The organism is Kitasatospora sp. YST-16 (assembly GCF_026802215.1).
In the GTDB taxonomy this organism is placed as follows: Bacteria; Actinomycetota; Actinomycetes; order Streptomycetales; family Streptomycetaceae; genus Kitasatospora; species Kitasatospora cineracea.
Genome location: NZ_CP113837.1, coordinates 4,777,433 through 4,800,577 on the forward strand (window position 1 = coordinate 4,777,433; position 23,145 = coordinate 4,800,577).

At 72.8% G+C, this 23,145-nt stretch carries 19 protein-coding genes; 17 read left to right on the forward strand and 2 right to left on the reverse strand.

The window, feature by feature from the left end; all coding sequences use genetic code 11:
• Positions 1 to 549: 549 nt before the first annotated feature.
• The 8 genes from OU787_RS21895 (at position 550) to OU787_RS21930 (ending at position 9,268) form a co-directional block, all read left to right on the forward strand.
• Positions 550 to 1,548 (forward strand): ABC transporter permease, encoded by a 999-nt coding sequence (locus OU787_RS21895; RefSeq protein WP_030460860.1) that lies wholly within the window; start codon positions 550 to 552, stop codon positions 1,546 to 1,548.
• A gap of 28 nt (positions 1,549 to 1,576) precedes the next feature.
• Positions 1,577 to 3,352: an ABC transporter substrate-binding protein gene (locus tag OU787_RS21900; RefSeq protein ID WP_268660330.1), complete on the forward strand. Its 1,776-nt coding sequence runs from the start codon at positions 1,577 to 1,579 to the stop codon at positions 3,350 to 3,352.
• Between the two features lie 113 nt (positions 3,353 to 3,465).
• Entirely contained in the window at positions 3,466 to 4,464 is a 999-nt protein-coding gene (locus OU787_RS21905; RefSeq protein ID WP_030460858.1) for an ABC transporter permease, read from the forward strand.
• Positions 4,461 to 5,507: an ABC transporter ATP-binding protein gene (locus OU787_RS21910; protein WP_268660331.1), complete on the forward strand. Its 1,047-nt coding sequence runs from the start codon at positions 4,461 to 4,463 to the stop codon at positions 5,505 to 5,507. The genes OU787_RS21905 and OU787_RS21910 overlap by 4 nt, the downstream gene beginning before the upstream one ends.
• A 28-nt stretch (positions 5,508 to 5,535) precedes the next feature.
• The gene (locus OU787_RS21915; RefSeq protein ID WP_030460856.1) at positions 5,536 to 6,585 is read left to right on the forward strand and encodes an ABC transporter ATP-binding protein; all 1,050 of its coding nucleotides are present in this window, start codon (positions 5,536 to 5,538) and stop codon (positions 6,583 to 6,585) included.
• A 122-nt stretch (positions 6,586 to 6,707) separates the two neighbouring features.
• On the forward strand, positions 6,708 to 7,619 hold the full coding sequence (locus OU787_RS21920; protein ID WP_268660332.1) for a DUF6891 domain-containing protein: 912 nt from the start codon (positions 6,708 to 6,710) through the stop codon (positions 7,617 to 7,619).
• A 164-nt stretch (positions 7,620 to 7,783) separates the two neighbouring features.
• Positions 7,784 to 8,563, forward strand: a complete 780-nt coding sequence (locus OU787_RS21925; RefSeq protein ID WP_268660333.1) for a ferritin-like domain-containing protein — start codon at positions 7,784 to 7,786, stop codon at positions 8,561 to 8,563.
• A 45-nt stretch (positions 8,564 to 8,608) separates the two neighbouring features.
• Positions 8,609 to 9,268, forward strand: coding sequence for a trimeric intracellular cation channel family protein (locus tag OU787_RS21930; RefSeq protein WP_030460853.1), 660 nt, complete (start codon positions 8,609 to 8,611; stop codon positions 9,266 to 9,268).
• Here OU787_RS21930 and OU787_RS21935 read toward each other — a convergent pair.
• Complete coding sequence (locus OU787_RS21935) at positions 9,204 to 10,025, reverse strand: IclR family transcriptional regulator (RefSeq protein ID WP_268660334.1); 822 nt, start codon at positions 10,023 to 10,025, stop codon at positions 9,204 to 9,206. The genes OU787_RS21930 and OU787_RS21935 overlap by 65 nt on opposite strands.
• Positions 10,026 to 10,128: 103 nt before the next feature.
• Between OU787_RS21935 and OU787_RS21940 the strand changes: the two genes are divergently transcribed.
• From OU787_RS21940 to mnmA, 4 genes are all read left to right on the forward strand, one after another.
• Positions 10,129 to 11,310, forward strand: a complete 1,182-nt coding sequence (locus OU787_RS21940) for a cysteine desulfurase family protein (RefSeq protein WP_268660335.1) — start codon at positions 10,129 to 10,131, stop codon at positions 11,308 to 11,310.
• 54 nt (positions 11,311 to 11,364) lie between these two features.
• Entirely contained in the window at positions 11,365 to 11,856 is a 492-nt protein-coding gene (locus OU787_RS21945) for a MarR family winged helix-turn-helix transcriptional regulator (protein ID WP_268660336.1), read from the forward strand.
• Between the two features lie 94 nt (positions 11,857 to 11,950).
• The gene (locus OU787_RS21950) at positions 11,951 to 13,357 is read left to right on the forward strand and encodes an MFS transporter (RefSeq protein ID WP_268660337.1); all 1,407 of its coding nucleotides are present in this window, start codon (positions 11,951 to 11,953) and stop codon (positions 13,355 to 13,357) included.
• 69 nt (positions 13,358 to 13,426) lie between these two features.
• Positions 13,427 to 14,560 carry a tRNA 2-thiouridine(34) synthase MnmA gene (gene mnmA / locus OU787_RS21955; protein ID WP_030460848.1) on the forward strand — a complete coding sequence of 378 codons (1,134 nt, stop codon included), beginning with the start codon at positions 13,427 to 13,429 and terminating at the stop codon, positions 14,558 to 14,560.
• Positions 14,561 to 14,585: 25 nt separating this feature from the next.
• On the opposite strand, the gene OU787_RS21960 is transcribed toward mnmA, so the two are convergent.
• Entirely contained in the window at positions 14,586 to 16,208 is a 1,623-nt protein-coding gene (locus tag OU787_RS21960; RefSeq protein WP_268660338.1) for a hypothetical protein, read from the reverse strand.
• A 254-nt stretch (positions 16,209 to 16,462) separates the two neighbouring features.
• On the opposite strand from OU787_RS21960, the gene OU787_RS21965 reads away from it, so the two are divergent.
• From OU787_RS21965 to OU787_RS21985, 5 genes are all read left to right on the forward strand, one after another.
• Complete coding sequence (locus tag OU787_RS21965; protein ID WP_268660339.1) at positions 16,463 to 16,999, forward strand: TIGR00730 family Rossman fold protein; 537 nt, start codon at positions 16,463 to 16,465, stop codon at positions 16,997 to 16,999.
• An 11-nt stretch (positions 17,000 to 17,010) separates the two neighbouring features.
• On the forward strand, positions 17,011 to 17,700 hold the full coding sequence (locus tag OU787_RS21970; RefSeq protein WP_268660340.1) for an SDR family oxidoreductase: 690 nt from the start codon (positions 17,011 to 17,013) through the stop codon (positions 17,698 to 17,700).
• Between the two features lie 120 nt (positions 17,701 to 17,820).
• Positions 17,821 to 18,792, forward strand: coding sequence for a methionine synthase (locus OU787_RS21975; RefSeq protein WP_442788640.1), 972 nt, complete (start codon positions 17,821 to 17,823; stop codon positions 18,790 to 18,792).
• Positions 18,789 to 21,146, forward strand: a complete 2,358-nt coding sequence (gene ligA / locus OU787_RS21980) for an NAD-dependent DNA ligase LigA (RefSeq protein WP_268660341.1) — start codon at positions 18,789 to 18,791, stop codon at positions 21,144 to 21,146. The genes OU787_RS21975 and ligA overlap by 4 nt, the downstream gene beginning before the upstream one ends.
• Positions 21,147 to 21,448: 302 nt before the next feature.
• Complete coding sequence (locus OU787_RS21985) at positions 21,449 to 23,038, forward strand: putative bifunctional diguanylate cyclase/phosphodiesterase (RefSeq protein ID WP_081966980.1); 1,590 nt, start codon at positions 21,449 to 21,451, stop codon at positions 23,036 to 23,038.
• Positions 23,039 to 23,145 lie beyond the last annotated feature (107 nt).

Genomic DNA, 23,145 nt, shown 5'->3' on the forward strand with positions numbered 1-23,145 from the left:
TTTTCCCCGGTCGGCGGGGGTTTTTTGCCACCTCATGATCTACGCGCGCCATCCCTTGTGCCACCTGGCGTTTTCCCGCCAGTGGCGGGGTGTCGTCAGTGCGCCCCTTGACGGACACGTAACAGCTGTGTGAAGAGCGATATGCGCGCGCAACGGAAGTGCATGCGGACAGATCACAGTTAGGCATCCTTCGGCATGGGGGTCTTCCGCCGGGTACGTCCCATGACAGAGAGTGCTGCGCAATGCGGAGCGCGAGCCGAACCTCACGAAGGTGAACGCGCCCCCGCCAGAGCATGAACCGCACGACGCGTTTCTCCGTGCGGCAGCACCGTGCACTTCGGAGCCCCTCCCCGCCGGGGAGCGGCCCCGCTCGGCGACCTCCGACCCGGAGGCGACCCGGGGGAACCCGCACCACCAGCAACGCCCTGCTTGCTCAACGCACTTCTGCACCGCCGCATCGGCGTCCGGCACCACCGAACCGCTCTGCACTTCCGCACCGCACGCGACTCCGTGGGCCGGCCACCGTCGGCGAGGGGAACGAACTGACTCATGACCACACCCACCGAGACCTCGGGTCCGGCGGCCGGCGCGCAGCCTGACGGCTCGTCAACCACCGAGCCGCCCAAGAAGATCGAGGGACGCTCACCCGGCCGCATCGCCTGGGAGCGCCTCAAGCGCGACAAGGTCGCCCTGGCCGGCGGCGCCGTGGTGATCCTGCTGATCCTGGCGGCCGTCCTGGCACCGGTGCTCACCGCGCTGTTCGGACACCCGGTCGACGAGCCGCACCCGGACCAGATCAACCCCGACCTGGGCCTGCCCAAGGGCTCGTTCGGCGGCATCAGCGGCGACTACCTGCTCGGTGTCGACCCGACCTTCGGCCGCGACGTGTTCTCCCGGATCCTCTACGGCGCCCGGATCTCGCTGCTGGTCGCGCTCGGCGCGGCCGTGGTGGCGATCACCATCGGCGTGGTGCTGGGCATCATGGCCGGCTACTTCGGCGGCTGGGTGGACTCGGTGATCAGCCGGGTGATGGACGTCCTGCTGGCCTTCCCGCAGCTGCTGTTCAGCATCGCCCTGGTGTCGGTGATCCCCAACTCGGTGCTGGGGCTGGGCGACACGACCGTGCGCGTGATGGTTCTGATGACGGTGATCGGCTTCTTCGGCTGGCCGTACATCGGACGCATCGTCAGAGGCCAGGCGATGTCGCTGCGCGAACGCGAGTTCGTCGACGCTGCCCGCAGCCTCGGTGCCGGCCGCGCGCACATCCTGTTCCGCGAACTGCTGCCCAACCTGGTGGCGCCGATCCTGGTCTACACGACCCTGATCATCCCCACCAACATCCTGAACGAGGCGGCGCTCAGCTTCCTCGGGGCCGGCGTCCGGCCGCCCACCCCGTCCTGGGGGCAGATGCTCTCGGACGCGGTGGGGATCTACCAGGCGGATCCCACCTACATGGTGATCCCCGGTCTCGCCATCTTCATCACCGTGCTCGCCTTCAACCTCTTCGGTGACGGCCTGCGTGACGCTCTCGACCCCAAGGGCAACTGAGCCCGCAATTCTGGAGGTTCCCCAACCCATGAAGCGAAACAGGACGCTCGCGGCCGCCGCGCTGGTGGTCACCCTCGCCCTCACCACCGCCGCGTGCGGCGGCAGCAAGGGCGGCGGCACGGGCGGCGACAACGCCTCCGGCAAGGCCGGTGCGGCGGGCTTCAACGCGGCGGCCGAGAAGGTGGTGAACCCGTCCGACAAGAAGGGCGGCACCCTCAACCTCTGGACCACCACCGACGTGGACTCGCTCGACCCCGGTCGCGCCTACTACGCCTCGGTGTGGAACTACGAGCGCTTCTACACCCGCACCCTGCTCGCCTTCGACGGCAAGCCGGGCAAGGACGGCCTGCAGCTCGTCCCCGACCTGGCCTCGGCCAAGCCGGAGATCTCCGCCGACGGCAAGACCTACACCTTCAAGCTGAAGCCGGGCCTGAAGTTCGAGGACGGCTCGGTCATCACCTCGAAGGACATCAAGTACGGCATCGAGCGCATCTTCGCGCAGGACGTCATCTCCGGCGGCCCGACCTACCTGGTCAACGAGCTGGACCAGGGCCAGGGCTACAAGGGCCCCTACACCGACAGCGACCCGAACAAGCTCGGCCTGAAGTCGGTGCAGACCCCGGACGACACCACCATCGTCTTCACGCTGGCCAAGCCGAACTCCGACTTCCCGTACCTGCTGGCCATGGGCTCCGCCGCCCCGGTCCCGCAGAAGCTGGACACCGGTGCCCAGTACGGCCAGAAGCCGGTCTCCTCCGGCCCGTACAAGTTCAAGTCGGTCGAGCCGGGCAAGGAGTACGAGCTCGTCCGCAACGAGAACTGGGACCCGGCCTCCGACCCGTTCCGCAAGGCGCTGCCGGACACCGTCAAGCTGACCGTCACCACCAACGCGGACGACATGGACTCCCGCCTGCTGGCCGGCACCGCCGACCTCGACTGGGCCCAGACCGGCCTGTCGCAGGCCGCCCAGGTCAAGGTGCTCCAGGACCAGTCGCTCAAGGCCAACACCGACGACCCGTACAACGGCTTCATCCGGTACATCACGATGGCCCCGTCGGTCGCCCCGTTCGACAACCAGCACTGCCGCAACGCGGTGCTGTACGCGGCCGACACCACCGCCCTGCAGACCGCCCGCGGCGGCTCGGTGGCCGGTTCGCTGTACGGCTCGATGCTGCCCCCGAACATCCTCGGCTCCGACGAATACGACCCGTTCGGCCTGACCAAGGGCAAGCCGAACCTGGACAAGGCCAAGGAGGAGCTGAAGGCCTGCGGCAAGCCGGACGGCTTCAAGACCACCATCGCGGTGCGCGGCAACAAGCCGAAGGAGGTCAACTCCGCGGTGGCGCTGCAGACCGCGCTGAAGGCCGTCAACATCGACGTCACCGTCGACCAGTACGACGGCAAGCTGATCTCCTCGGTGATCGGCGCGCCCGACGTGGTCAAGTCCAAGGGCTACGGCCTGATCGTGATGGGCTGGGGCGCCGACTACCCGACCGGCTCCGGCTACCTGCAGCCGCTGGTCGACGGCCGCTTCATCGCCCAGAACGGCAACAACAACTACGCCGAGATCAACGACCCGGAGATCAACGGCTGGTTCGACCAGGCCGCCCAGGAGACCGACCCGGCCAAGGCCGCCGACCTGTACAAGAAGATCAACCACAAGGTGGTCGACGGCGCCTACTACCTGCCGATGGTCGCCGACAAGGCCCTGAACTGGCGCAACCCGCGCCTGACCAACGTCTACATCTCCGACGCCTTCGGCGAGGTGGACTTCCAGGCGCTCGGCGTCTCCGACGGCAAGTGACCTGACCTCCCCTAGTTCGCACCGCTAGTCCGAAGGGCAGGTGAAGGCCCTGCCCGGGCCGGCCGCGGCGCCCCCACCGGGGCGTCCGGCCGCCCGCGGCAGGGCCGACCGCAGTGCTCGTGTATCTCGTCAGGCGACTGATCAACGTCGCCTTCATGCTGTTGGTGGTCGCCGCGGTGACCTTCGGCATCTTCTTCATGGTGCCGAAACTCACCGGAACCGATCCCGCGATGCTCTACGTGGGCAAGATCGCGGACAAGGCGGCGGTCGAGGGAATCCGCCACAAGATGGGCCTCGACAAGTCGATCATCGAACAGTTCTGGCTCTTCCTGCGCGGGGTGTTCGCCGGCCGCGACTACAACGCCGGCACCGACATGACCCACTGCGCGGCCCCCTGCCTGGGCTACTCGTTCAAGACCGAGCAGGCGGTCTGGCCGCTCCTGCTCAACCGGGTCGGCGTCGACGTCTCGCTCGCGGTCGGGGCCTCCGTGCTCTGGCTAGTTTTCGGCACCGCCACCGGCGTCATCTCGGCGCTGCGCCGCGGCACGGCGCTGGACCGCATCACCATGACCGTCGCGCTGGCCGGCGTCTCGCTGCCGATGTACTTCACCGGCCTGGTCGCGCTCGCGCTGTTCGTCAACCAGCTCGGCTGGTTCCCCAACAGCTACACCGACTTCGCGGACGATCCGGTCTCCTGGTTCCAGGGGCTGGTGCTGCCATGGGTGACCCTGGCGTTCCTGTTCGCCGCGACCTACGCCCGACTCAGTCGGGCGACCCTGCTGGACGTCCTCGGCGAGGACTACATCCGCACCGCGCGGGCCAAGGGCCTCAAGGAACCGGTGGTCATCGGCAAGCACGCCATGCGCTCCACGCTGACCCCGATCCTGACCATCTTCGGCATGGACCTCGGCGGCCTGCTGGGCGGCGCGGTGCTCACCGAGAAGACCTTCAACCTGCGCGGACTCGGCTACGAGGCGGTCACCTCGATCCAGTCCAGCGACCTCCCGGTGATCATGGGCGTGACCCTGTTCGCCGCGTTCTTCATCATCATGGCCAACCTCGTGGTGGACATGCTGTACGCCGTCGTCGACCCCCGGGTGAGGCTGACATGAGCAACACCGAGAAGCCTTTCCTGTCCGTCCGCGACCTGAAGGTGCACTTCCCGACCGACGACGGACTGGTCAAGTCCGTCAACGGGCTCAGCTTCGACCTGGAGCGCGGCAAGACCCTCGGCATCGTCGGCGAGTCCGGCTCCGGGAAGTCCGTCACCTCGCTGTCGATCATGGGACTGCACCGCACCGGCACCAAGCGCGGCGCCCCGCAGATCACCGGCGAGATCTGGCTCGACGGCGAGGAGCTGATCGCGGCCGGCCCCGACCGGGTGCGCAAGCTGCGCGGCCAGAAGATGGCGATGATCTTCCAGGACCCGCTGACCGCGATGCACCCGTACTTCACGGTCGGCGCCCAGATCGTCGAGGGCTACCGGGCCCACCACCCCGGCGCCTCCAAGAAGGAGGCCCGCACCCGGGCGGTCGAGATGCTCGACCGGGTCGGCATCCCGCAGCCCGACAAGCGGGTCGACAACTACCCGCACGAGTTCTCCGGCGGCATGCGCCAGCGCGCCATGATCGCGATGGCGCTGGTCAACGACCCCTCGCTGCTGATCGCCGACGAGCCGACCACCGCCCTCGACGTCACCGTCCAGGCGCAGATCCTCGACCTGATCCGCGACCTGCAGAAGGAGTTCGGCTCGGCGGTCGTCATCATCACCCACGACCTGGGCGTGGTCGCCGAACTCGCCGACGACATCCTGGTCATGTACGGCGGCAAGCCCGTCGAGCGCGGCCCCGCCGCGACCATCTTCGAATCCCCCGAGCACCCCTACACCTGGGGCCTGCTCGGCTCGATGCCCCGCCTCGACCGGGAGCTCCAGGACCGGCTGATCCCGGTCAAGGGCACCCCGCCGAGCCTGATCAACGTGCCGTCCGGCTGCGCCTTCCACCCGCGCTGCCCGTACGCCGAGCTCACCGGCGGCCGCTCCACCAGCGAGGTGCCCGTGCTCGCCGAGGCCGCGCCCCGGCACCACGCCGCCTGCCACCTGCCGATCGCCGAACGCCACCGGATCTTCACCGAAGAGATCGCGCCCCGGCTGTGAGCACGTACCACCCATTTGGAGAGCAGCGATGACGGACAGTCAGGCGGCGGTGCCGCAGCTCGAGAAGGTGCCGGCCCAGGCGCCCGGGCCCGACCGCGAACCCCTGCTGAGGGTCACCGGACTGACCCGGCACTTCCCGGTCACCAAGGGCCTGCTGAAGCGCCAGGTCGGCGCGGTGCGGGCGGTCGACGGCATCGACTTCACGGTCAACGCCGGCGAGACCCTCGGCGTGGTCGGCGAGTCCGGCTGCGGCAAGTCCACCATGGGGCGCCTGGTCACCCGGCTCGACGAACCCACCGGCGGGAAGATCGAGTTCGACGGCAGCGACATCACCCACCTGGGCGTCGCGGCGATGCGCCCGTACCGCCGCGACATCCAGATGATCTTCCAGGACCCGTACTCCTCGCTGAACCCCCGGCACACCATCGGCACCATCGTCGGCGCGCCCTTCCGACTGCAGAAGATCAGCACCGAACACGGCGTCAAGCGGGCCGTCCAGGACCTGCTGGAGCTCTGCGGCCTCAGCCCCGAGCACTACAACCGCTACCCGCACGAGTTCTCCGGCGGCCAGCGCCAGCGCATCGGCATCGCCCGCGCCCTGGCGCTGCGCCCCAAGATGATCGTGGCCGACGAGCCGGTCTCCGCGCTGGACGTCTCCATCCAGGCCCAGGTGGTCAACCTGCTGGACGACCTCCAGAAGGAGCTCGGCCTCACCTACCTGATCATCGCGCACGACCTCTCGGTGGTCCGGCACGTCTCCGACCGGGTCGCGGTGATGTACCTCGGCAAGGTGGTGGAGATCGCCGACCGGGACGCCCTCTACGCCCGGCCGATGCACCCCTACACCAACGCCCTGATGTCCGCGGTGCCGGTGCCCGACCCGCGCCGCAAGGAGCGCCGCGAGCGCATCCTGCTCACCGGCGACGTGCCCTCCCCGCTCAACCCGCCGTCCGGCTGCCGCTTCCGCACCCGCTGCTGGAAGGCCCAGGACGTCTGCGCGAGCGAGCAGCCGCCGCTGGCCACGGTGTCGACCGGGCACCAGGTGGCCTGCCACTTCCCGGAGAACGCGGGCGAGTAGCTCGTCGTTCGAGGGTTCGAGGGTTCGAGAGTCCGTCCGGCGAGGGGGTTCCCCCGCCGGGCGGACTCCGTCGTTCGTGCGGGCCGGCGGGACTGACGGTGGCGGGTGGCAGGGTGAGGGGCATGCTGGAGATCGCGGTGCAGGACAGGTCGGGGCGGGTCGGCGTCCGGGTCTCGGAGGACGAACTCCGGGACCTGGTACGGGACATGGGGCAGTGGAAGGGCGCCTTCCTGGTGCTCCAGCGGGTCCCCGACCTGCCCGACACCTACGCGCAGGCGTGCCCGGAGCACGGCGCCTGGACGGTCGAGTACCGGGACGGCGCGCAGTCGCGGCACTTCGGGGCGCGGGTGACCGAACTGGAGCGGGTCGCCGAACTGCTGCTCGGCTGGGCCCGGCAGGACCCGGACTGGGCGGCGGGGGAGGAGTGGGAGCGGATCGACTTCGGGCCCGACCCGGAGCCTGCGCCGCTCGACCTGCCGGAGGAGGACGAGGCGAGCCTGCTGGAGGAGCTGCGGCGCCAACTCGCGGGCGGGTACGCCACGTTGGACGGGCTGGCCGAGACCGCGCAGGAGTACCTCGTCCGGGACGGGCACCGGCCGGTCGGCGAGGAGCAGGCCAAGCAGCTGGCCGACCGGCTCTGGCTGGAGCGGGTCGCCGAGCAGCGCACCTGGACCGGCGAGACCGACCCGGAGCGGCTGGCCCGGGCGTTCGGCGCGCTGGAAGCGGCCGGGATCACCGCCCGGGAGAACTTCACCTGCTGCAGCAGCTGCGGCAACAGCGAGATCGGGGCGGAGAACCCGGAGGCCCGCGGCTTCGTCTACTTCCACTCCCAGAGCACCGGCCACGCCGCCGAGGGCCACGGCCTGTCGCTGCACTACGGCGGCTTCGACGGCTCGTCCGGGACCACCGCCGCGGTCGGCCACGAGGTGGCGGCCGCCCTGCGCGCCGTCGGCCTGACGGTCCGCTGGGACGGCGACCCGTCGCGGGCCGTCGAGGTGACCGGCCTGGACTGGCGGCGCCGGCTGGTCGGCTAGTACCGGGGGTTGCGGCGGGCGGAGGCCGCCGGACGCGGCACCGGCCTCCGCAGGGCAGGCTGTCCTTCGTCCGGCGCAGCCCCCGGCCGGAGCTGTTGCCGGGGGCGGGGGCGGTGCCTTGACTGGAGCGGAATGTCCCGGCTCCCGTGCGAGGGTAGGTCACCATGCTGTCGGCCAGCAGTCTGTTCCAGGAGATCCACGACGACGACCAGGCGTTCCGGCTGTTCTGCTCGATCGCCGCGAAGGGCGAGGACCAGGGCGGCTGGGAGAACGGCCGGATCGCCCGGCTGGTGCCCGACCCGGAGCTGGCGCCCAAGGTGGCCCGGCACGGCGCCGACGAGGACAAGCACGGCCGGATCTTCAAGGCGCTGATGCACAAGCGCGGCCTGACCGAGCGGGACGTCCCGGACGACACCGACTACACGATGATCCTGGAGCGGCAGGGCATCGGCCTGGCGCACACCCGGCTGCGCCGCGACGAGCCGCTGACCGAGCAGGACGTGATCACGTACCTGGCGCACAGCCGGGTCACCGAACAGCGGGCGTCCGAGCAGATGCTGATGCTGAAGCGGATCTTCGGCGACCACCCGGAGCTGGGCCGGGCGGTGCGGATGATCTCCAACGACGAGGACAACCACCTGGCGTTCTGCCACGAGGAGCTGCTGCGGCTGGCGTACCACGGGCACGGCCGGACAATCCTGGACACCCTGCAGTCCACCGCCCGGGCCGAGATCCGCACCTACCGGGACGTCAGCCTGGCCGTGATGGCGCACCTCGGGGAGCTGCTGCGCTGGCCGCGGGCGAAGTCGGCGGCGCTGGCGGCGGGCATCCACGCGGTGTACGCGTACGAGCGGGCGGGCGGCTGGCGGCGGATGACCACGCTGAGGATGCCGACCCGGCTGAACGCGCTGGGCGGGCCCGTGCCGCACGAGCAGTTCGCCTGACCGCCCGGCGGCGGGCGGCGGGAGGCCGGTGTGCACACTGACCAGGTGACCTCCGAGATCTTCCCGCACAACGTCCAGCAGACCCTCGACCTGGTGGGCATCTTCGTGTTCGCGCTGTCCGGCGGCCTGATGGCGGTCCGCAAGAACATGGACATCTTCGGCATCTGCGTGCTGGCCGAGGCCACCGCGCTGGGCGGCGGCATCCTGCGGGACCTGGTGATCGGGGCGCTGCCGGTGGCCGCGTTCACCAGCTTCGGGTACTTCCCCACCCCGCTGGTGGCGGGAGTGGTGGTGTTCTTCCTGCACCCCGAGGTGGAGCGGATCACCCGGGCGGTGATGGTGCTGGACGCCGCGGGCCTGGGCCTGTTCTGCGTCACCGGCACCATCAAGGCGCATACCTACGGCCTGGGCGCGATCGCCTCGGTGGCCTGCGGCATGCTGACCGCCGCGGGCGGCGGCGTGATCCGCGACCTGCTGGCGATGGAGCCGCCCTCGCTGCTGCGCTGGGACCGCGAGATCTACGCCGTCCCGGCGCTGGTCGGCTCCGCCGTGGTGGCGGTGCTGATCGCGGCCGGGCAGCTGACCCCGCTGAACGCCGCGCTGGCCGCCGTGGTCGCGTTCACCATGCGGATGCTGGCGCTCAAGTACGGCTGGCGCGCACCTCGTGCTTGGCACCGCAACGGTTCTCGCACCAGCGAGGAGTAGGCGAGCCGCCGTACGCCAGCGAGATCGCCTCGACCGTGCAGAGCAGCTCCGGCAGCAGCTTGCTGAGCTCGGTCACCGAGGCGATCCGGACCGGGGCGGAGATCGAGCAGGCGGCGATCGCGGTGCCCTCGGTGCCGGCGATCGGGGCGGCGATGCAGTTCACCGACTCCTGGTACTCGGCCTGGTCCACCGCCCAGCCGCGGCGGCGCACCTCGGCCAGCTCGGCCCGGAACTCCTCCGGGCCGCGGATCGACTGCGGGGTGCGGGCCGGGAAGTCGGCGCCCTCCAGGAAGGCGGCGAGCTTCTCGGCGGGCAGGTCCGCGAGCAGCACCTTGCCCGCCGCGGTCGCCACCGCGGGCGCCCGCTTGCCGATCCGGCTGGCCTCGCCGAGCCAGCTGCGGCCGTGGTCCGGGTACTTGGCCTCGACCTTGTCGAGGTACAGCACCTCGTCCTCCTCCAGCACCGACAGGTGCACGGTGTGCCCGTAGCGCTCGTTCAGCACCGCCAGGTACGGGGCGGCGACCTGCCGGATGTCGATGCCCTCCAGCGCCTGGTGGGCGAGCGCGAACAGCCGGCCGCCGAGCCGGTAGCGCTGGTCGGACTGCCGGTGGACGAACCCGTGCTCCTGCAGGGTGCGCAGCAGCCGCAGCGCGGTGGACTTGTGCACCCCGATCTTCGCGGCGGCCTGCTCCAGCGACGCCGGGCCCTCGCCGAGCGACGCCAGGATGGTCAGCGCGCGGTCGACCGTCTGGGACACGGCCCCTCCCTCTCACATCGGCGTGGCCGGAAGGCTAACGGCGCGTTGCAGAGGGTGCAATGGCCAAATCGTGACTCTTCCGCCGCCTACACTGGTTCCCGCTATGGCATACCTCGACCACGCCGCCACCACCCCGATGCTGCCCGAGTCGGTCGCCGCGATGACGGCGCAGTTCGGCGTCGTCGGCAACGCCTCCTCGCTGCACGCCGCCGGACGGCGGGCCCGCAGAGTGGTCGAGGAGTCCCGGGAGTCGCTCGGCGAGTCGCTGGGCGCCCGCCCCAGCGAGATCGTGCTCACCGGCGGCGGCACCGAGTCCGACAACCTGGCGGTCAAGGGCCTGTACTGGGCCCGGCACGACGCCGACCCGGCTCGCCGCCGGGTGCTCAGCAGCCCGGTCGAGCACCACGCGGTGCTGGACGCGGTGCACTGGCTGGCCGAGCACGAGGGCGCCGAGGTCGAGTACCTGCCGGTGGACGCGCTCGGCCGGGTGCACCCCGAGGCGCTGCGGGAGGCGATCGAGCGGGCCCCGGAGACGGTCGCGCTGGTCACCGTGATGTGGGCCAACAACGAGGTCGGCACCGTCCAGCCGATCCGCGAACTCGCGGCCGTCGCCGCCGAGTTCGACGTGCCGATGCACTCCGACGCGGTGCAGGCGCTCGGCCAGGTGCCGGTCTCCTTCGCCGACTCCGGGCTGACCGCGCTCACCGTCACCGGCCACAAGGTCGGCGGCCCGTACGGGGTCGGCGCGCTGCTGCTGGCCCGCTCCGCCAAGCCCGTCCCGCTGCTGCACGGCGGCGGCCAGGAGCGCGACGTGCGCTCCGGGACGCTGGACGTGCCCGGCGCGGCCGGGTTCGCGGTGGCCGCCGCGCTGGCCGTCGAGCGGCAGCCCGGGTACGCGGCCGCGGTCGGCGCGCTGCGCGACGAACTGCTCGCGGTGGTCCGCGCGGCCGCGCCCGACGCGGTGCTCAACGGCGACCCCGGCGCCGACGGGCGGCTGCCCGCCAACGCGCACTTCTCCTTCCCCGGCTGCGAGGGCGACGCGCTGCTGATGCTGCTGGACGCGGCCGGTGTGGAGTGCTCCACCGGCTCGGCCTGCTCGGCCGGCGTCCCGCAGCCCAGCCACGTGCTGCTGGCGATGGGCGTCGACCCGGAACTCGCCCGGGCCTCGCTGCGCTTCTCGCTCGGCCACACCTCCACCGCCGCCGACGTGGCGGCGCTGGCCGCCGCGCTGCCCGGTGCGGTGGAACGGGCCCGCCGGGCCGGGCTGGTGCGCGCCGCCCGCTGAGGCCGGGTTTTCCTCCCGGGCGGAACCTTCTGTTACCGGACGTATTCTGGGGGCATGGACGCCCCCCTGCCCGAGCGCACCGTCCGCGACCTCACCGGGATGCTGGTGCAGGCCGCGCACGCGATGAACACCCGGCTGTCGCTGGCCCTGGCCGAGATCGACAGCTCCCCGCGCAAGCACTGCGTGCTGCTGCACGCCCTGGAGGGCGGGCGCACCCAGTCGCAGCTGGCCGCGATCGCCGGGCTGGACAAGACCACCATGGTGGTCACCGCCGACGAGCTGGAGCGGGACGGCCTGGCCGAGCGCCACCCGTCCGCGACCGACCGGCGGGTGAAGGTCATCCACGTCACGCCCGCGGGCGCCGAGCTGGTGCGGCGCGGCGAGGTGATCGTCGACCGGGTGCACGGGGAGGCGCTGGGCGAGCTGTCGGCGGGGGAGCGGCAGGTGTTCGTGGACGCGCTGGACCGGCTGCAGCGGTCGGCGGAGCTCCCGGCGGCGGGCGAGGCCGGCGGGGTGCGCAAGCCGCGGCGGGCCCGGCAGGGGTAGCCGTCCCGTTCAGGATCGTCTACTACAAAACTATCTGCTACGGTCTCTCTTATCGGGGGAGCGCGCCCACGCGTCCCCACGGAGGGGAGAGACCATGCCCGAGAACTCGTCACGCACCCGCTGGCCGGCCCTCGCGGTGGTGTGCGCCGGAATGCTGATGGTGATCCTCGACGGGTCGATCACCACCGTCGCGCTGCCCGCCATCCAGGCCGACCTGCACATCGGAACGGCCGGACTCGCCTGGGTGGTGGACGCCTACGTGGTCGCCTTCGGCGGACTGCTGCTGCTCGCCGGACGCCTCGGCGACCTGCTCGGCCGCCGCCGGGTCTACCTCGCCGGGATCGCCGCCTTCACCGCCGCCTCCGTGCTCTGCGGCCTCGCCACCGGCCCCGCGACGCTGATCGCCGCCCGCTTCCTGCAGGGCGTCGGTGGCGCGACGGCCTCCGCCGTCGGCCTCGGCATGGTGGTCGCGCTGTTCCCCGACCCCGCCGAGCGGGCCAAGGCGTTCGGTGTGGTCGGCTTCACCGGCGCCGCGGGCGCCTCGCTCGGCCAGGTGCTCGGCGGCGTCCTCACCGCGGGCCTCGGCTGGCACTGGATCTTCCTCATCAACCTGCCGATCGGCGCCGCCGCCGTCCTGGCCGGACGCCGCCTGCTGGCCGACGACCGCGGCCCCGGCCTCGGGGCCGGTGCCGACGCCCCCGGCGCCGCCCTGGTCACCGGCGGACTGATGCTCGGCGTCTACACCATCGTCGAGGGCGGCCCGGCCGGCTGGACCTCCGCCCGCACCCTGGCCACCGGCGCCGCCGCGCTCGTCCTGCTCGCCGCCTTCCTGCGCCGACAGGCCCGCACCGCCACCCCGTTGCTCCCGCTGCGGATCCTCGCCCGGCGCACCACCGCCCTCGCCAACCTGGTCCAGATCCTCATGCTGGCCGCGCTGTTCGGCTTCCAGATCCTGCTCGCCCTGTACCTCCAGCAGGTCCAGCACTACGGCGCGCTGGCCACCGGCCTGGCCATGCTGCCCGCCGCCCTCACCATCGCCGCCGTCTCGCTGCTGCTCGCCGCCCGCACCATCGCCCGGCTCGGCGAACGCCGCACCCTGCTGCTCGGCCTGGCCCTGCTCACCGTCGGCATCGCCCTGCTCACCCGGCTCCCGGCCGGACACCTCAACTACGCCGCCGACGTGCTGCCCACCCTGCTCGGCGCCGCCGGGTTCGGCCTCGCCGCCACCGCCCTCACCGCCCTCGGCATGGCCGACGCCCGCCCCGAGGACGCCGGACTGCTCTCCGGCCTGCTCAACACCACCCAGCAGGTCGGCGCCGCGCTCGGCGTCGCCGTCCTCACCGCGCTGGCCGCCGGACGCGGCACCGGCGGCTTCCACCTCGCCTTCGGCACCGGCGCCGCGCTGCTGTTCGCCGCGTTCCTGCTGGCCCTCGCGCTGCCCCGGCCCGGCCGCCCGGCCGCGCCCGCCGAGGCCGAACCGCCCGTCCTGGTGCACGGCTGATCCGCCAGCCCCCGGGGGCCCGGCCGCGTCCCCGACGCCCGCCGGGCCCCCGTTACGCTTGGAGGCACCATGACTGACTTCCCCGGCGCCCCGACCACCCCGTCCACCGGCCGCCTGCGCGTGCTCGCCGCGATGTCCGGCGGCGTCGACTCCGCCGTCGCCGCCGCCCGGGCCGTCGAAGCGGGCCACGAGGTGACCGGCGTCCACCTGGCGCTCGCCAGCAACCCGCAGTCCTTCCGCACCGGCGCCCGCGGCTGCTGCACCCTGGAGGACTCCCGGGACGCCCGCCGCGCCGCCGACGTGATCGGCATCCCGTTCTACGTCTGGGACTTGGCCGAACGCTTCCGCGAGGACGTGATCGAGGACTTCGTCGCCGAGTACGCCGCCGGACGCACCCCCAACCCGTGCCTGCGCTGCAACGAGAAGATCAAGTTCGCCGCGCTGCTCGACAAGGCGATCGCGCTCGGCTTCGACGCCGTCTGCACCGGCCACTACGCCCGGATCGTCGACCACGCCGACGGCACCCGCGAACTGCACCGCGCCGTCGACGCCGCCAAGGACCAGTCGTACGTCCTCGGCGTGCTCGACGCCGAACAGCTCGCCCACTCGCTCTTCCCGCTCGGCGACACCACCAAGGACGTCATCCGCGCGGAGGCCGAGCGGCGCGGCCTGGCCGTCGCCAAGAAGCCCGACAGCCACGACATCTGCTTCATCACCGACGGCGACACCCAGGGCTTCCTGGCCGAACGCCTCGGCACCGCCCCCGGCGACATCCTCGACGCCGACGGCACCAAGCTCGGCGAGCACGACGGCGCGTACGGCTTCACCATCGGCCAGCGCAAGGGCCTGCGGCTCGGCCGCCCCGCCGCCGACGGCAAGCCCCGCTACGTGCTCGACATCTCGCCGGTGAACAACACCGTCACCGTCGGACCGGTCGAAGGACTCGACGTGCACGCCCTGACCGCCATCCGCCCCCGCTGGTGCGGGACCCCCGCCGTCGGCGAGGGCCGCTACACCGCCCAACTGCGGGCCCACGGCGAGGAGGTGCCGGTCACCGCCGTGCTGGGCGAGGACGAACTGCACGTCCGGCTCGACAGCCCCGCCCGCGGCATCGCCCCCGGCCAGGCCGTGGTGCTGTACGACGGCACCCGGGTGGTCGGCTCGGCCACCATCGCGAGCACCGAGCGGGCCGTGGGGGTCTGACGGCCGCCGGTCCGGTCCGGTGGGCTCATTCGAAGTCGACCTGATCCCAGTGCGACAGCGGCGGCACCGTGACCGCCTCGCCGTCCAGCGCCCGGCGCAGGACCTCGCGCAGCCGTTCGTCGTCCAGCACCGCCCGGTAGTCGCCGAGCGGGGAGAGCCGGCGGTCCAGGGACAGCGCGTGCTCCACGGCGGCCCGGACCCCGGGAGAGAGCGGGCCGCGCCGGGAGAGCTCGGCGACGGCCGCGACGGCGTCCAGGTACAGGTCCCGGTCCTCCTTGTACCGCCGGTGCGGCGGCGTCCGGAGCAGCCCGCGCGCCGCCGCCTCCAGGTCCGGCGGTGGTGCGGGGCCGTCGGCCGGGCCGTCCCAGGCCGCCAGCAGCCGGGCGCCCGGATGGTTCCACGGCCAGGCGTGCGACTCGCCCTCCCGGGCCCACTCCGCGACCTGCGGGCGCAGCACCGCCGCGTGCTCGTGCAGCGGGAGCAGCGCGTCGTACGGTTCGGGGCGGCGCGGGTCGCCGCGTACGAAGCCCCGGCCGTTCTCCCGCTCCACCGCCGTCAACTGCCGTACCAGGTCGGGCAGGACGCGCGGGTCGCCGATCCGGGCCAGCGCCCAGCGCGCCTGGTCGGCGGTGGTGCCGTCGAGGAACTCGTCGCCGTCGGTGTCCGCCAGCCGGGCGTGCAGCGCGTCGGCGTACGGGGCGGCCGCGCGGCCCAGCACGGCGAGGAAGGCCGCCGCCCAGTGTCGGATCCGGGGGTCGGGCGAGGAGAGCAGCTCACCGGCGGTGGTGAGCCAGAGCGGGCCGGTCGACGGGAGGTCCAGCAGCGGGTGCCACGCCGCCTCCAGCGCGGCCGCGCACAGCTCGGGCCGGTCGGCGTCCCGGGCGGCGCGGGCCAGCCGGACGGCGAGCTGCGCGGCCGCGCGCGGCGGCAGTGATCGGCTGGTGCCGGCGACCTCCCGTTCCAGCTCGGCCCGGTAGCCGTCGTCGGGCCGGGTCCACAGCCGGTCGACCGCGGCCGGTGCCGCCGGATCGAGGACAGCCGTCACCCACCGGTCGGCCCACCGCTCCGGTTCGGCGGCGTCCAGCGCGGTCAGCCCCCGCAGCGCGGCCAGTCGGCGGGCCGGGGCATCGGGGCCGGTGGCGCTGTGCAGGGTGTCAGTGAGCAGGGCACGGGCCGCCGGGTCGGCCGGGTCGGCCACCGCGCCCAGGCACGCCAGTTGCAGCGCCCACAGCCAGGGCTCGGTTTCCACCGGGATCCGCGCCAGCAGCGGTCGGGCCCGCTCGGTCAGGCTCAGGGCGGTCAGGCGCACCTCCGGGTCCGGGTCGGCGAGCAGCGGTTCCAGGGCGGTGTGGTGCTCCTGCCAGGCGGCGGCCCAACCGGGTGCGCGGCGCTCGGCCGCCTCCGAGCGGCCGACGACGACCAGTTGTGCCAAGGCGTCCAGCAGCTCCTCCCGGTTCGGCCGGTCCGGTTCGCGGACCAGGGCGATCAGGAACGGCAGCGCGGCGGGCGCGGCCGGGTCCATGCCCGTGCGCCAGTGGTACAGGGACGGGACGACCGGTTCGCCCCGGGCGGCCTGCCGCAGCTGCTCCAGCACCGGTTCGCGGGCCCACACCGTCAACTGCCGCCACGCCTCGTCCACCGTCGTCACGCGCGGCATGCTGGCAGGCCGGGGGCCCGGTGGGCCAAGGGTTTTCCGGGGTGGGCCGGAGGGCCGCCGGGCGGGCGGGTCCGACGACGTCGTCGATTCGGTGTGGTCGGTCGCCGCCGCCCCGACGATCCTGATGCGGCTGCTGCTCCGAGCCGGAGCGGTTCGGTCGGTCCGGTCCGGTCACCGGTTCGACCGGTTCGGCCGGTTATCGGTTTGACCCGGGCGCGCCGGGCGGTGATAGGACTGGGAGCACTATGAACATCACGGTCTTCTGCTCCGCCAACTCCCTCGACGCCAAGTACACCGCCCCGGCGGCCGAGTTCGCCCGGTTGCTCGGTGAGGCCGGGCACACGCTGGTGTGGGGAGGGTCGCACGCCGGGCTGATGGGGCAGCTCGCGGACGGGGTCAAGGCCGCCGGCGGGCGGCTGGTGGGGATCTCGGTGGAGTTCCTGCGGCACAAGGCGTACGAGGGTGCGGACGAGCTGGTGACGATGCCCGACCTGCCGAGCCGGAAGGCCGAGCTGCTGGCCCACGGGGACGCGCTGGTGGTGCTGGTCGGCGGGGTCGGGACGCTGGACGAGATCACCGAGGTGCTGGAGCTGAAGAAGCACGGCATGCACGACAAGCCGGTGGTCGTCCTGGACAGCGAGGGCTTCTACACCGGCCTGCGCCTCCAGCTGGAGCGGATGGACGCCGAGGGCTTCCTGCCCCGTCCGCTCGCCGAGCTGGTGGCCTTCGCGCAGACCCCCGCCGAGGCCCTCGCCCACCTGTCCGCGCACCAGTCCCAGTAAGGAAGACCGTCGTGGGTGTCCACCTGATCACCGGAGCCGGCTCCGGCATCGGCGCCGCCGTCGCCGACAAGCTCACCGCCCGCGGCGAGGAGCTCTGGCTGCTCGTCCGCGACGCCCGCCGGGCCGCCCAGCTGCGCGAGCGGTACCCCGAGGCGAGGACCCTGGTCGGCGACCTGGACGATCCGGCCAAGCTGTCCTGGGCGTTCGGGCACCAGGCGCTCCCGGTCGAGCTCGACTCGCTGCTGCACGTCGCGGGCGTGGTCGAACTCGGCACCGTCGCGGAGACCCCGGTCAAGGCCTGGCAGCACCAGCTGAACGTCAACGCGGTCGCGCCCGCCGAGCTCACCCGGCTGCTGCTGCCCTCGCTGCGGCTGGCCCGCGGCCACGTGGTGTTCGTCAACTCCGGCGCCGGGCTGCGGGCCGACCCGACCTGGGGCTCGTACGCGGCCAGCAAGTTCGCGGTGCGCGCGCTGGCGGACGCGCTGCGGCAGGAGGAGCACGCCAACGGCGTCCGGGTGACCAGCGTCTACCCGGGCCGGACGGCCACCCCGATGCAGCAGAAGGTCCACCAGCAGGAGGGCGCCGCGTACGACCCGGAGCGCTGGATCGCGCCGGAGTCGGTCGCCACCGCCGTCCTCACCGCGATCGACCTGCCGCGGGACGCCGAGATCACCGAGATCACCGTCCGGCCGGGCAAGTAGCCGGGACGCCGAGGGGCGCGGGCCGTTTCCCGCGCCCCGCGCGCGCCTCGTAGGCTCTCCCCCGTGACTGACGTGGACGTTTTCGCGGAGCTGGCCGGCGCGGCGACCGGGGTCGGGTCCATGCCCGGCACGGACGTGCGGGAGGTGGCCCGCGGCGTGATGGCCGAACTGGAGCAGCTGCCGCACCTGCCCGAACTGCCCGCGCGCGGGCCGGGCGCCGACATGATCGGGCGCGGAGCCGGGCTGCTGACCGAGCTGTTCGTGCAGACCGAGCCCAGCGGGTGGCGCTTCACCGACCGCCCCGGGCGGGACACCAAGCGGGCGGTGTCCTGGCTCGGCGAGGACCTGGACGCGCTGGAGGAGTACACCCAGGGCTACGCCGGGCCGCTCAAGGTGCAGGCGGTCGGGCCGTGGACGCTGGCCGGCTCGATCGAGCTCCGGCACGGCGAGAAGGCGCTCAGCGACCCCGGCGCCTGCCGCGACATCGCGGGCTCGCTCACCGAGGGCCTGCGCCGCCACCTCGCCGACGTCCGCCGCCGGGTCCCCGGCGCCACCGTCGTCCTGCAGCTCGACGAGCCGCTGCTGCCCGCCGTGCTGGCCGGGTCGGTGAAGACCGCCAGCGGCTTCCAGCGGCTGCGCGCGGTCGACCGCCAACTCGCCGAGCAGGCGCTGCGCGAGCTGATCGGCGGCCTGGACGCGCCCGTGCTGGTGCACAGTTGCGCGCCCGGGGTGCCGATCCCGCTGCTGCGCCGGGCCGGGGCCGCCGGGATCAGCCTGGACTTCGGCCTGCTGACGGAGCGTGACGACGACGACCTGGGCGAGGCGGTCGAGGGCGGCACCCTGCTGCTCGCCGGTGTGGTGCCGTCCACTGACGCCACACCCGCCGAATCAAAAGCGGTGTCGGACCCGGCCGGTAGTGTCCAGGGTGTCAGGACGTTGTGGCGCAGGCTGGGGCTGGCCCCCGAACTGCTGGGCCGCCGAGTGGTGGTGACGCCGACGTGCGGGTTGGCGGGGGCGTCCCCGGCGTACGCGCGACGGGCACTGGCCGTGGCGGTCCGGGCCGCCCGGAGCCTGGTGGACGACCCGGAGTGACGAGCGAGGAGGACGGCGCGGTGGCGGCTGTGGAGGGCTGGGAGGAGATCCCGGCGGAGGTGCGGACGCGGCACGCCGAGCTGGCGACCGAGATCGAGGAGCACCGGGCCCGGTACTACGACCAGGACGCCCCGGTCATCAGCGACGCCGAGTTCGACGTCCTGATGCGGGAGTTGGAGGCGCTGGAGGCCGCGCACCCGGCGCTGGTGACGCCCGACTCGCCGAGCCAGAAGGTCGGCGGCGGGTCGACCGGGCAGTTCGCCCCGGTGGTGCACCGGGAGCGGCTGCTCAGCCTGGACAACGCGATGGACGACGAGGAGCTGGCCGCCTGGGCCGAGCGGGTCGCCACCGAACTGTCCGGCATCGACTACCACTACCTGTGCGAGCTGAAGGTCGACGGCCTGGCCGTCAACCTGACGTACGAGCGCGGCGAGCTGGTGCTGGCCGCCACCCGCGGCACCGGCGTGGTCGGCGACGACATCACCGCCAACGTCCGCACCATCGCGGGCATCCCGCACCGGCTGCACGGCGAGGACGTCCCGGAACTGGTCGAGATCCGCGGCGAGGTGTACTTCCCCACCGAGGAGTTCGACGCGCTGAACGCCTCCTTCGCCGAGGAGAACGAGCGCCGCCGGCAGGAGAACGAGGAGCGCGCCAAGGAGGGCAAGCGGCCCCGGGCGATGATCCGGCTGTTCATGAACCCGCGCAACGCCGCCGCCGGTTCGCTGCGCCAGAAGGACCCGCACGTCACCGCGTCCCGCCCGCTGCGGATGGTGGTGCACGGCATCGGCGCCCGGGTCGGCTTCGACATCGACTGCCAGTCGCACGCCTACCAGCTGCTGCACGACTGGGGCCTGCCCACCGCCAAGCACAACGAGGTGGTCGGCAGCCTGGAGGAGGTGCGGGCGTTCATCAAGCGCTTCGGCGAGCAGCGGCACTCCGTCGAGCACGAGATCGACGGCGTGGTGGTCAAGGTCGACGAGATCGCCCTGCAGGGCCGGCTCGGCTCCACCTCCAAGTCGCCGCGCTGGGCGATCGCCTGGAAGTACCCGCCGGAGGAGGTCACCGGCAAGCTCGCCGAGATCAAGATCGGCATCGGCCGCACCGGCCGGGCCACCCCGTACGCGGTGCTGGCCGCGCCGGTGAAGGTGGCCGGCTCGATGGTGCAGTACGCCACCCTGCACAACCAGCAGGTGGTCAAGGCCAAGGACGTGCTGCTCGGCGACACCGTGGTGCTGCGCAAGGCCGGCGACGTGATCCCGGAGATCCTCGGCCCGGTCTACGACCTGCGCGACGGCAGCGAGCGGGAGTTCGTGATGCCCGCGCAGTGTCCGGAGTGCGGCAGCGACCTGCGCCCGATGTCCGAGGGCGACATCGACCTGCGCTGCCCCAACGCCCAGCACTGCCCGGCCCAGGTCCGCGAGCGGATCGCCTTCCTCGGCGGCCGCCAGTGCCTGGACGTCGAGGGCCTCGGCTACGTCGCCGCCACCGCGCTCACCCAGCCGCTGGAGCCCGCCGACCCGCCGGTCGGCGACGAGGGCGACATCTTCGGCCTCACCGAGGAGCAGCTGCTGCCGATCAAGGTCCTGGTGCGCGACCCGAAGACCGGCATGCCCAAGCCGGACGACAAGACCGGCCTGGAAAAGAAAGTTTCCTTCTTCGCCACCACCTCCGGCGCGCCGAAGAAGAACACCGGCGTCCTGCTGGAGAACCTGGCCGCCGCCAAGGACCGCCCGCTGTGGCGCTTCCTGAACGGCCTGTCGATCCGGCACGTCGGCCCGGTCGCCGCGCAGGCGCTGGCCCGCGAGTTCCGCGACCTGGACCGGATCTTCGCCGCCGACGAGACCGAACTGGCCGCCGTCGAGGGCGTCGGGCCGACCATCGCCCGCGCCGTCAAGGAGTGGCACGCCGAGGACTGGCACCGGGAGATCCTCCGCAAGTGGCGGGAGGCCGGCGTCGTCTTCACCGAGCAGGGCGCCGAGGAGCAGGGCGAACGCCCGCTGGAGGGCCTGACCGTGGTGGTCACCGGCACCCTCGCCGGGCACACCCGGGACGGCGCCAAGGAGGCGCTGACCTCGCGCGGAGCCAAGGTCACCGGCTCGGTCTCGAAGAAGACGCACTTCGTGGTGGTCGGCGACAACCCCGGCTCCAAGTACGACAAGGCGGTCCAACTGGGCGTCCCGGTCCTGGACGACGCGGGCTTCGCCGTCCTGCTGGAGCAGGGCGCGGACGCCGCCCGGGCACACCTCGGGCTCGAACCCGCGGACGCGCCGGCGGCCGCCGGCGGCGATCCGGACGGAGCCGGCGCGGTGGGGGAGAATGCCGGAGAAGACACGGCGGAGAAGGTTTCCTGACGGGTCGTTATCGTCCTGATGCCGCGTCAGCCGGGTGTTCGAGAAGGAAATCGGGCATTGTGTCACTGAACAACGCGCGGATATGACGTTGCGCTCAGAGGTGGCCCGAAAGTGCGCCCAGGCGGTGCACCCCGGCTTACCCTGGGCGCTACGAACTGTCAGCAGGAGTGTGTGGCGCCGGCCTTCCCGCCGGAGCCCCGGGGACACGCCCTCGTCTGACGTCCACCGGCACCTCTGAGGAGAGGGGTGCCTCACCGTGAGGCGGCCCCGCCGGGGGGTGGGCCCGACGGAGGACTGGGCTTATGGATCGTACGACCGGCGGCGCGCCCACACGCCCGCCGCAGGGGGTGGCAGGGGCGGTCCTGCTGCTCGGCGTGCTGCTGGCCGGGGCCGCGCCGCTCATCCCGCTGGCCGTCCTGGTGTACCGCTACGAACCCGAGCTGCTCCCGCTGTTCGCGGTTCCCCTGGCCGTGCTGGTCGCCGCCTGGCGGATCGCCCGCGACCGGGCCCGGGACCAGCTCACCGACCCGCTCACCGACCTGCCCAACCGGCAGGCCCTGCTGATCGCCACCCAGGAGGCGCTGGCCCGGCACGAGGCCGAACCCGGGTACAGCGTCGGCCTGATCCTGCTCGACCTGGACCGCTTCCGCTCGCTCAACGACGCCCTCGGCCACACTGCGGGCGACCGGCTGCTGGTGCACATCGCCCGCCGGCTGCACCGCGCCCTGCGCACCGGTACCGGCCACCCCCGGGACGGCGAGGACGGCACCGCGCTGCCCCCGCCGCTGCGCCGCGGCGAACGGCCGGTGGTGGCCCGGATGGGCGGCGACGAGTTCGCCGTGCTGCTGCCGGGGGTGGGCAGCCCCGAGGTGCTGGAGCGCACCGCGAAGGCGCTGATCGCCGAACTCGCCGCGCCGATCCGGCTGGACGGCCTGCTGCTGGTGCTGGAGGCCAGCGCCGGGGTCTGCGTCTACCCCACTCACGCCCAGGACGCAGAATCGCTTCTGCGACGCGCGGACGTGGCGATGGGCCACGCCCAGCACAGCCGCAGCGGCGTCGAGCGCTACGACGAGGCCCGCGACCTCGACACCCCCTACCGGATCGGCCTGCTCGGCGACCTGCGGCGGGCCATCGAGATGAACGAGGTGCAACTGCACTACCAGCCCAAGGTGGCCTTCGACGGCAGCGTGGTCGGCCTGGAGGCGCTGGTGCGCTGGGACCGGCCAGGACAGGGACGGGTCGCGCCGGACGAGTTCATCGCCCTCGCCGAGTCCTCCGGGCTGATGCCCCGGCTCACCGACTACGTGCTGGAGAGCGCCGTCGGACAGATCGCCCGCTGGCGCCACCAGGGCCTGATGGTGCCCGTCGCCGTCAACGTCTCGCCGCGCGACGTCCTCAACCCCGGCTTCGCCGCCCGGGTCGCCGGACACCTCACCCGGCACCAGGTGCCCGCCGCCGCCCTCCAACTCGAGATCACCGAACGGCTGCTGCTCGACGACAGCCGGCGCGCCGCCGACACCCTCGCCGAACTGCGCCGCTACGGCGTGCGGATGTCGCTGGACGACTTCGGCACCGGGCACTCCTCGCTGGTGCGGCTGCGCAGCCTGCCGGTCGGCGAGCTCAAGATCGACCGCTCCTTCGTCTCCCGGATGGTCGCCGACGACCACGACGCCGCCGTGGTGCGCTGCTCGGTCGAGCTCGCCCACTCGCTGGGGCTCACCGTGGTCGCCGAGGGCGTCGAGGACGACGAGACCTGGGAGCGGCTGCACGACATGGGTGTCGACGCCGTCCAGGGCTGGCTGGTCTCGGCCGCGCTGCCCGCCGACCAGGCCACCGCCTGGCTGCTGGTGCGGCGCAACGACGCACCGCCGGTGGAGTCGCTGCCGCGCTGAGCGCACCCGCGCGGGGCCCGTCCGGGACGTCCCCGGGCGGGCCCCGCGCGTGCGGCCGGTCGGGCGTCCCCCTTCTGCCCATAGGATGGCCCCTTAGGACCGAAAGG

What these genes read in the sequence shown, in the direction of transcription:
- OU787_RS21895 (WP_030460860.1), top strand. Translation starts at nt 550, where the DNA reads ATGACCACACCCACCGAGACCTCGGGTCCGGCGGCCGGCGCGCAGCCT.
- OU787_RS21900 (WP_268660330.1), top strand. Translation starts at nt 1,577, where the DNA reads ATGAAGCGAAACAGGACGCTCGCGGCCGCCGCGCTGGTGGTCACCCTC.
- OU787_RS21910 (WP_268660331.1), top strand. Translation starts at nt 4,461, where the DNA reads ATGAGCAACACCGAGAAGCCTTTCCTGTCCGTCCGCGACCTGAAGGTG.
- OU787_RS21915 (WP_030460856.1), top strand. Translation starts at nt 5,536, where the DNA reads ATGACGGACAGTCAGGCGGCGGTGCCGCAGCTCGAGAAGGTGCCGGCC.
- OU787_RS21920 (WP_268660332.1), top strand. Translation starts at nt 6,708, where the DNA reads ATGCTGGAGATCGCGGTGCAGGACAGGTCGGGGCGGGTCGGCGTCCGG.
- OU787_RS21925 (WP_268660333.1), top strand. Translation starts at nt 7,784, where the DNA reads ATGCTGTCGGCCAGCAGTCTGTTCCAGGAGATCCACGACGACGACCAG.
- OU787_RS21940 (WP_268660335.1), top strand. Translation starts at nt 10,129, where the DNA reads ATGGCATACCTCGACCACGCCGCCACCACCCCGATGCTGCCCGAGTCG.
- OU787_RS21945 (WP_268660336.1), top strand. Translation starts at nt 11,365, where the DNA reads ATGGACGCCCCCCTGCCCGAGCGCACCGTCCGCGACCTCACCGGGATG.
- OU787_RS21950 (WP_268660337.1), top strand. Translation starts at nt 11,951, where the DNA reads ATGCCCGAGAACTCGTCACGCACCCGCTGGCCGGCCCTCGCGGTGGTG.
- mnmA (WP_030460848.1), top strand. Translation starts at nt 13,427, where the DNA reads ATGACTGACTTCCCCGGCGCCCCGACCACCCCGTCCACCGGCCGCCTG.
- OU787_RS21965 (WP_268660339.1), top strand. Translation starts at nt 16,463, where the DNA reads ATGAACATCACGGTCTTCTGCTCCGCCAACTCCCTCGACGCCAAGTAC.
- OU787_RS21975 (WP_442788640.1), top strand. Translation starts at nt 17,821, where the DNA reads ATGCCCGGCACGGACGTGCGGGAGGTGGCCCGCGGCGTGATGGCCGAA.
- OU787_RS21985 (WP_081966980.1), top strand. Translation starts at nt 21,449, where the DNA reads ATGGATCGTACGACCGGCGGCGCGCCCACACGCCCGCCGCAGGGGGTG.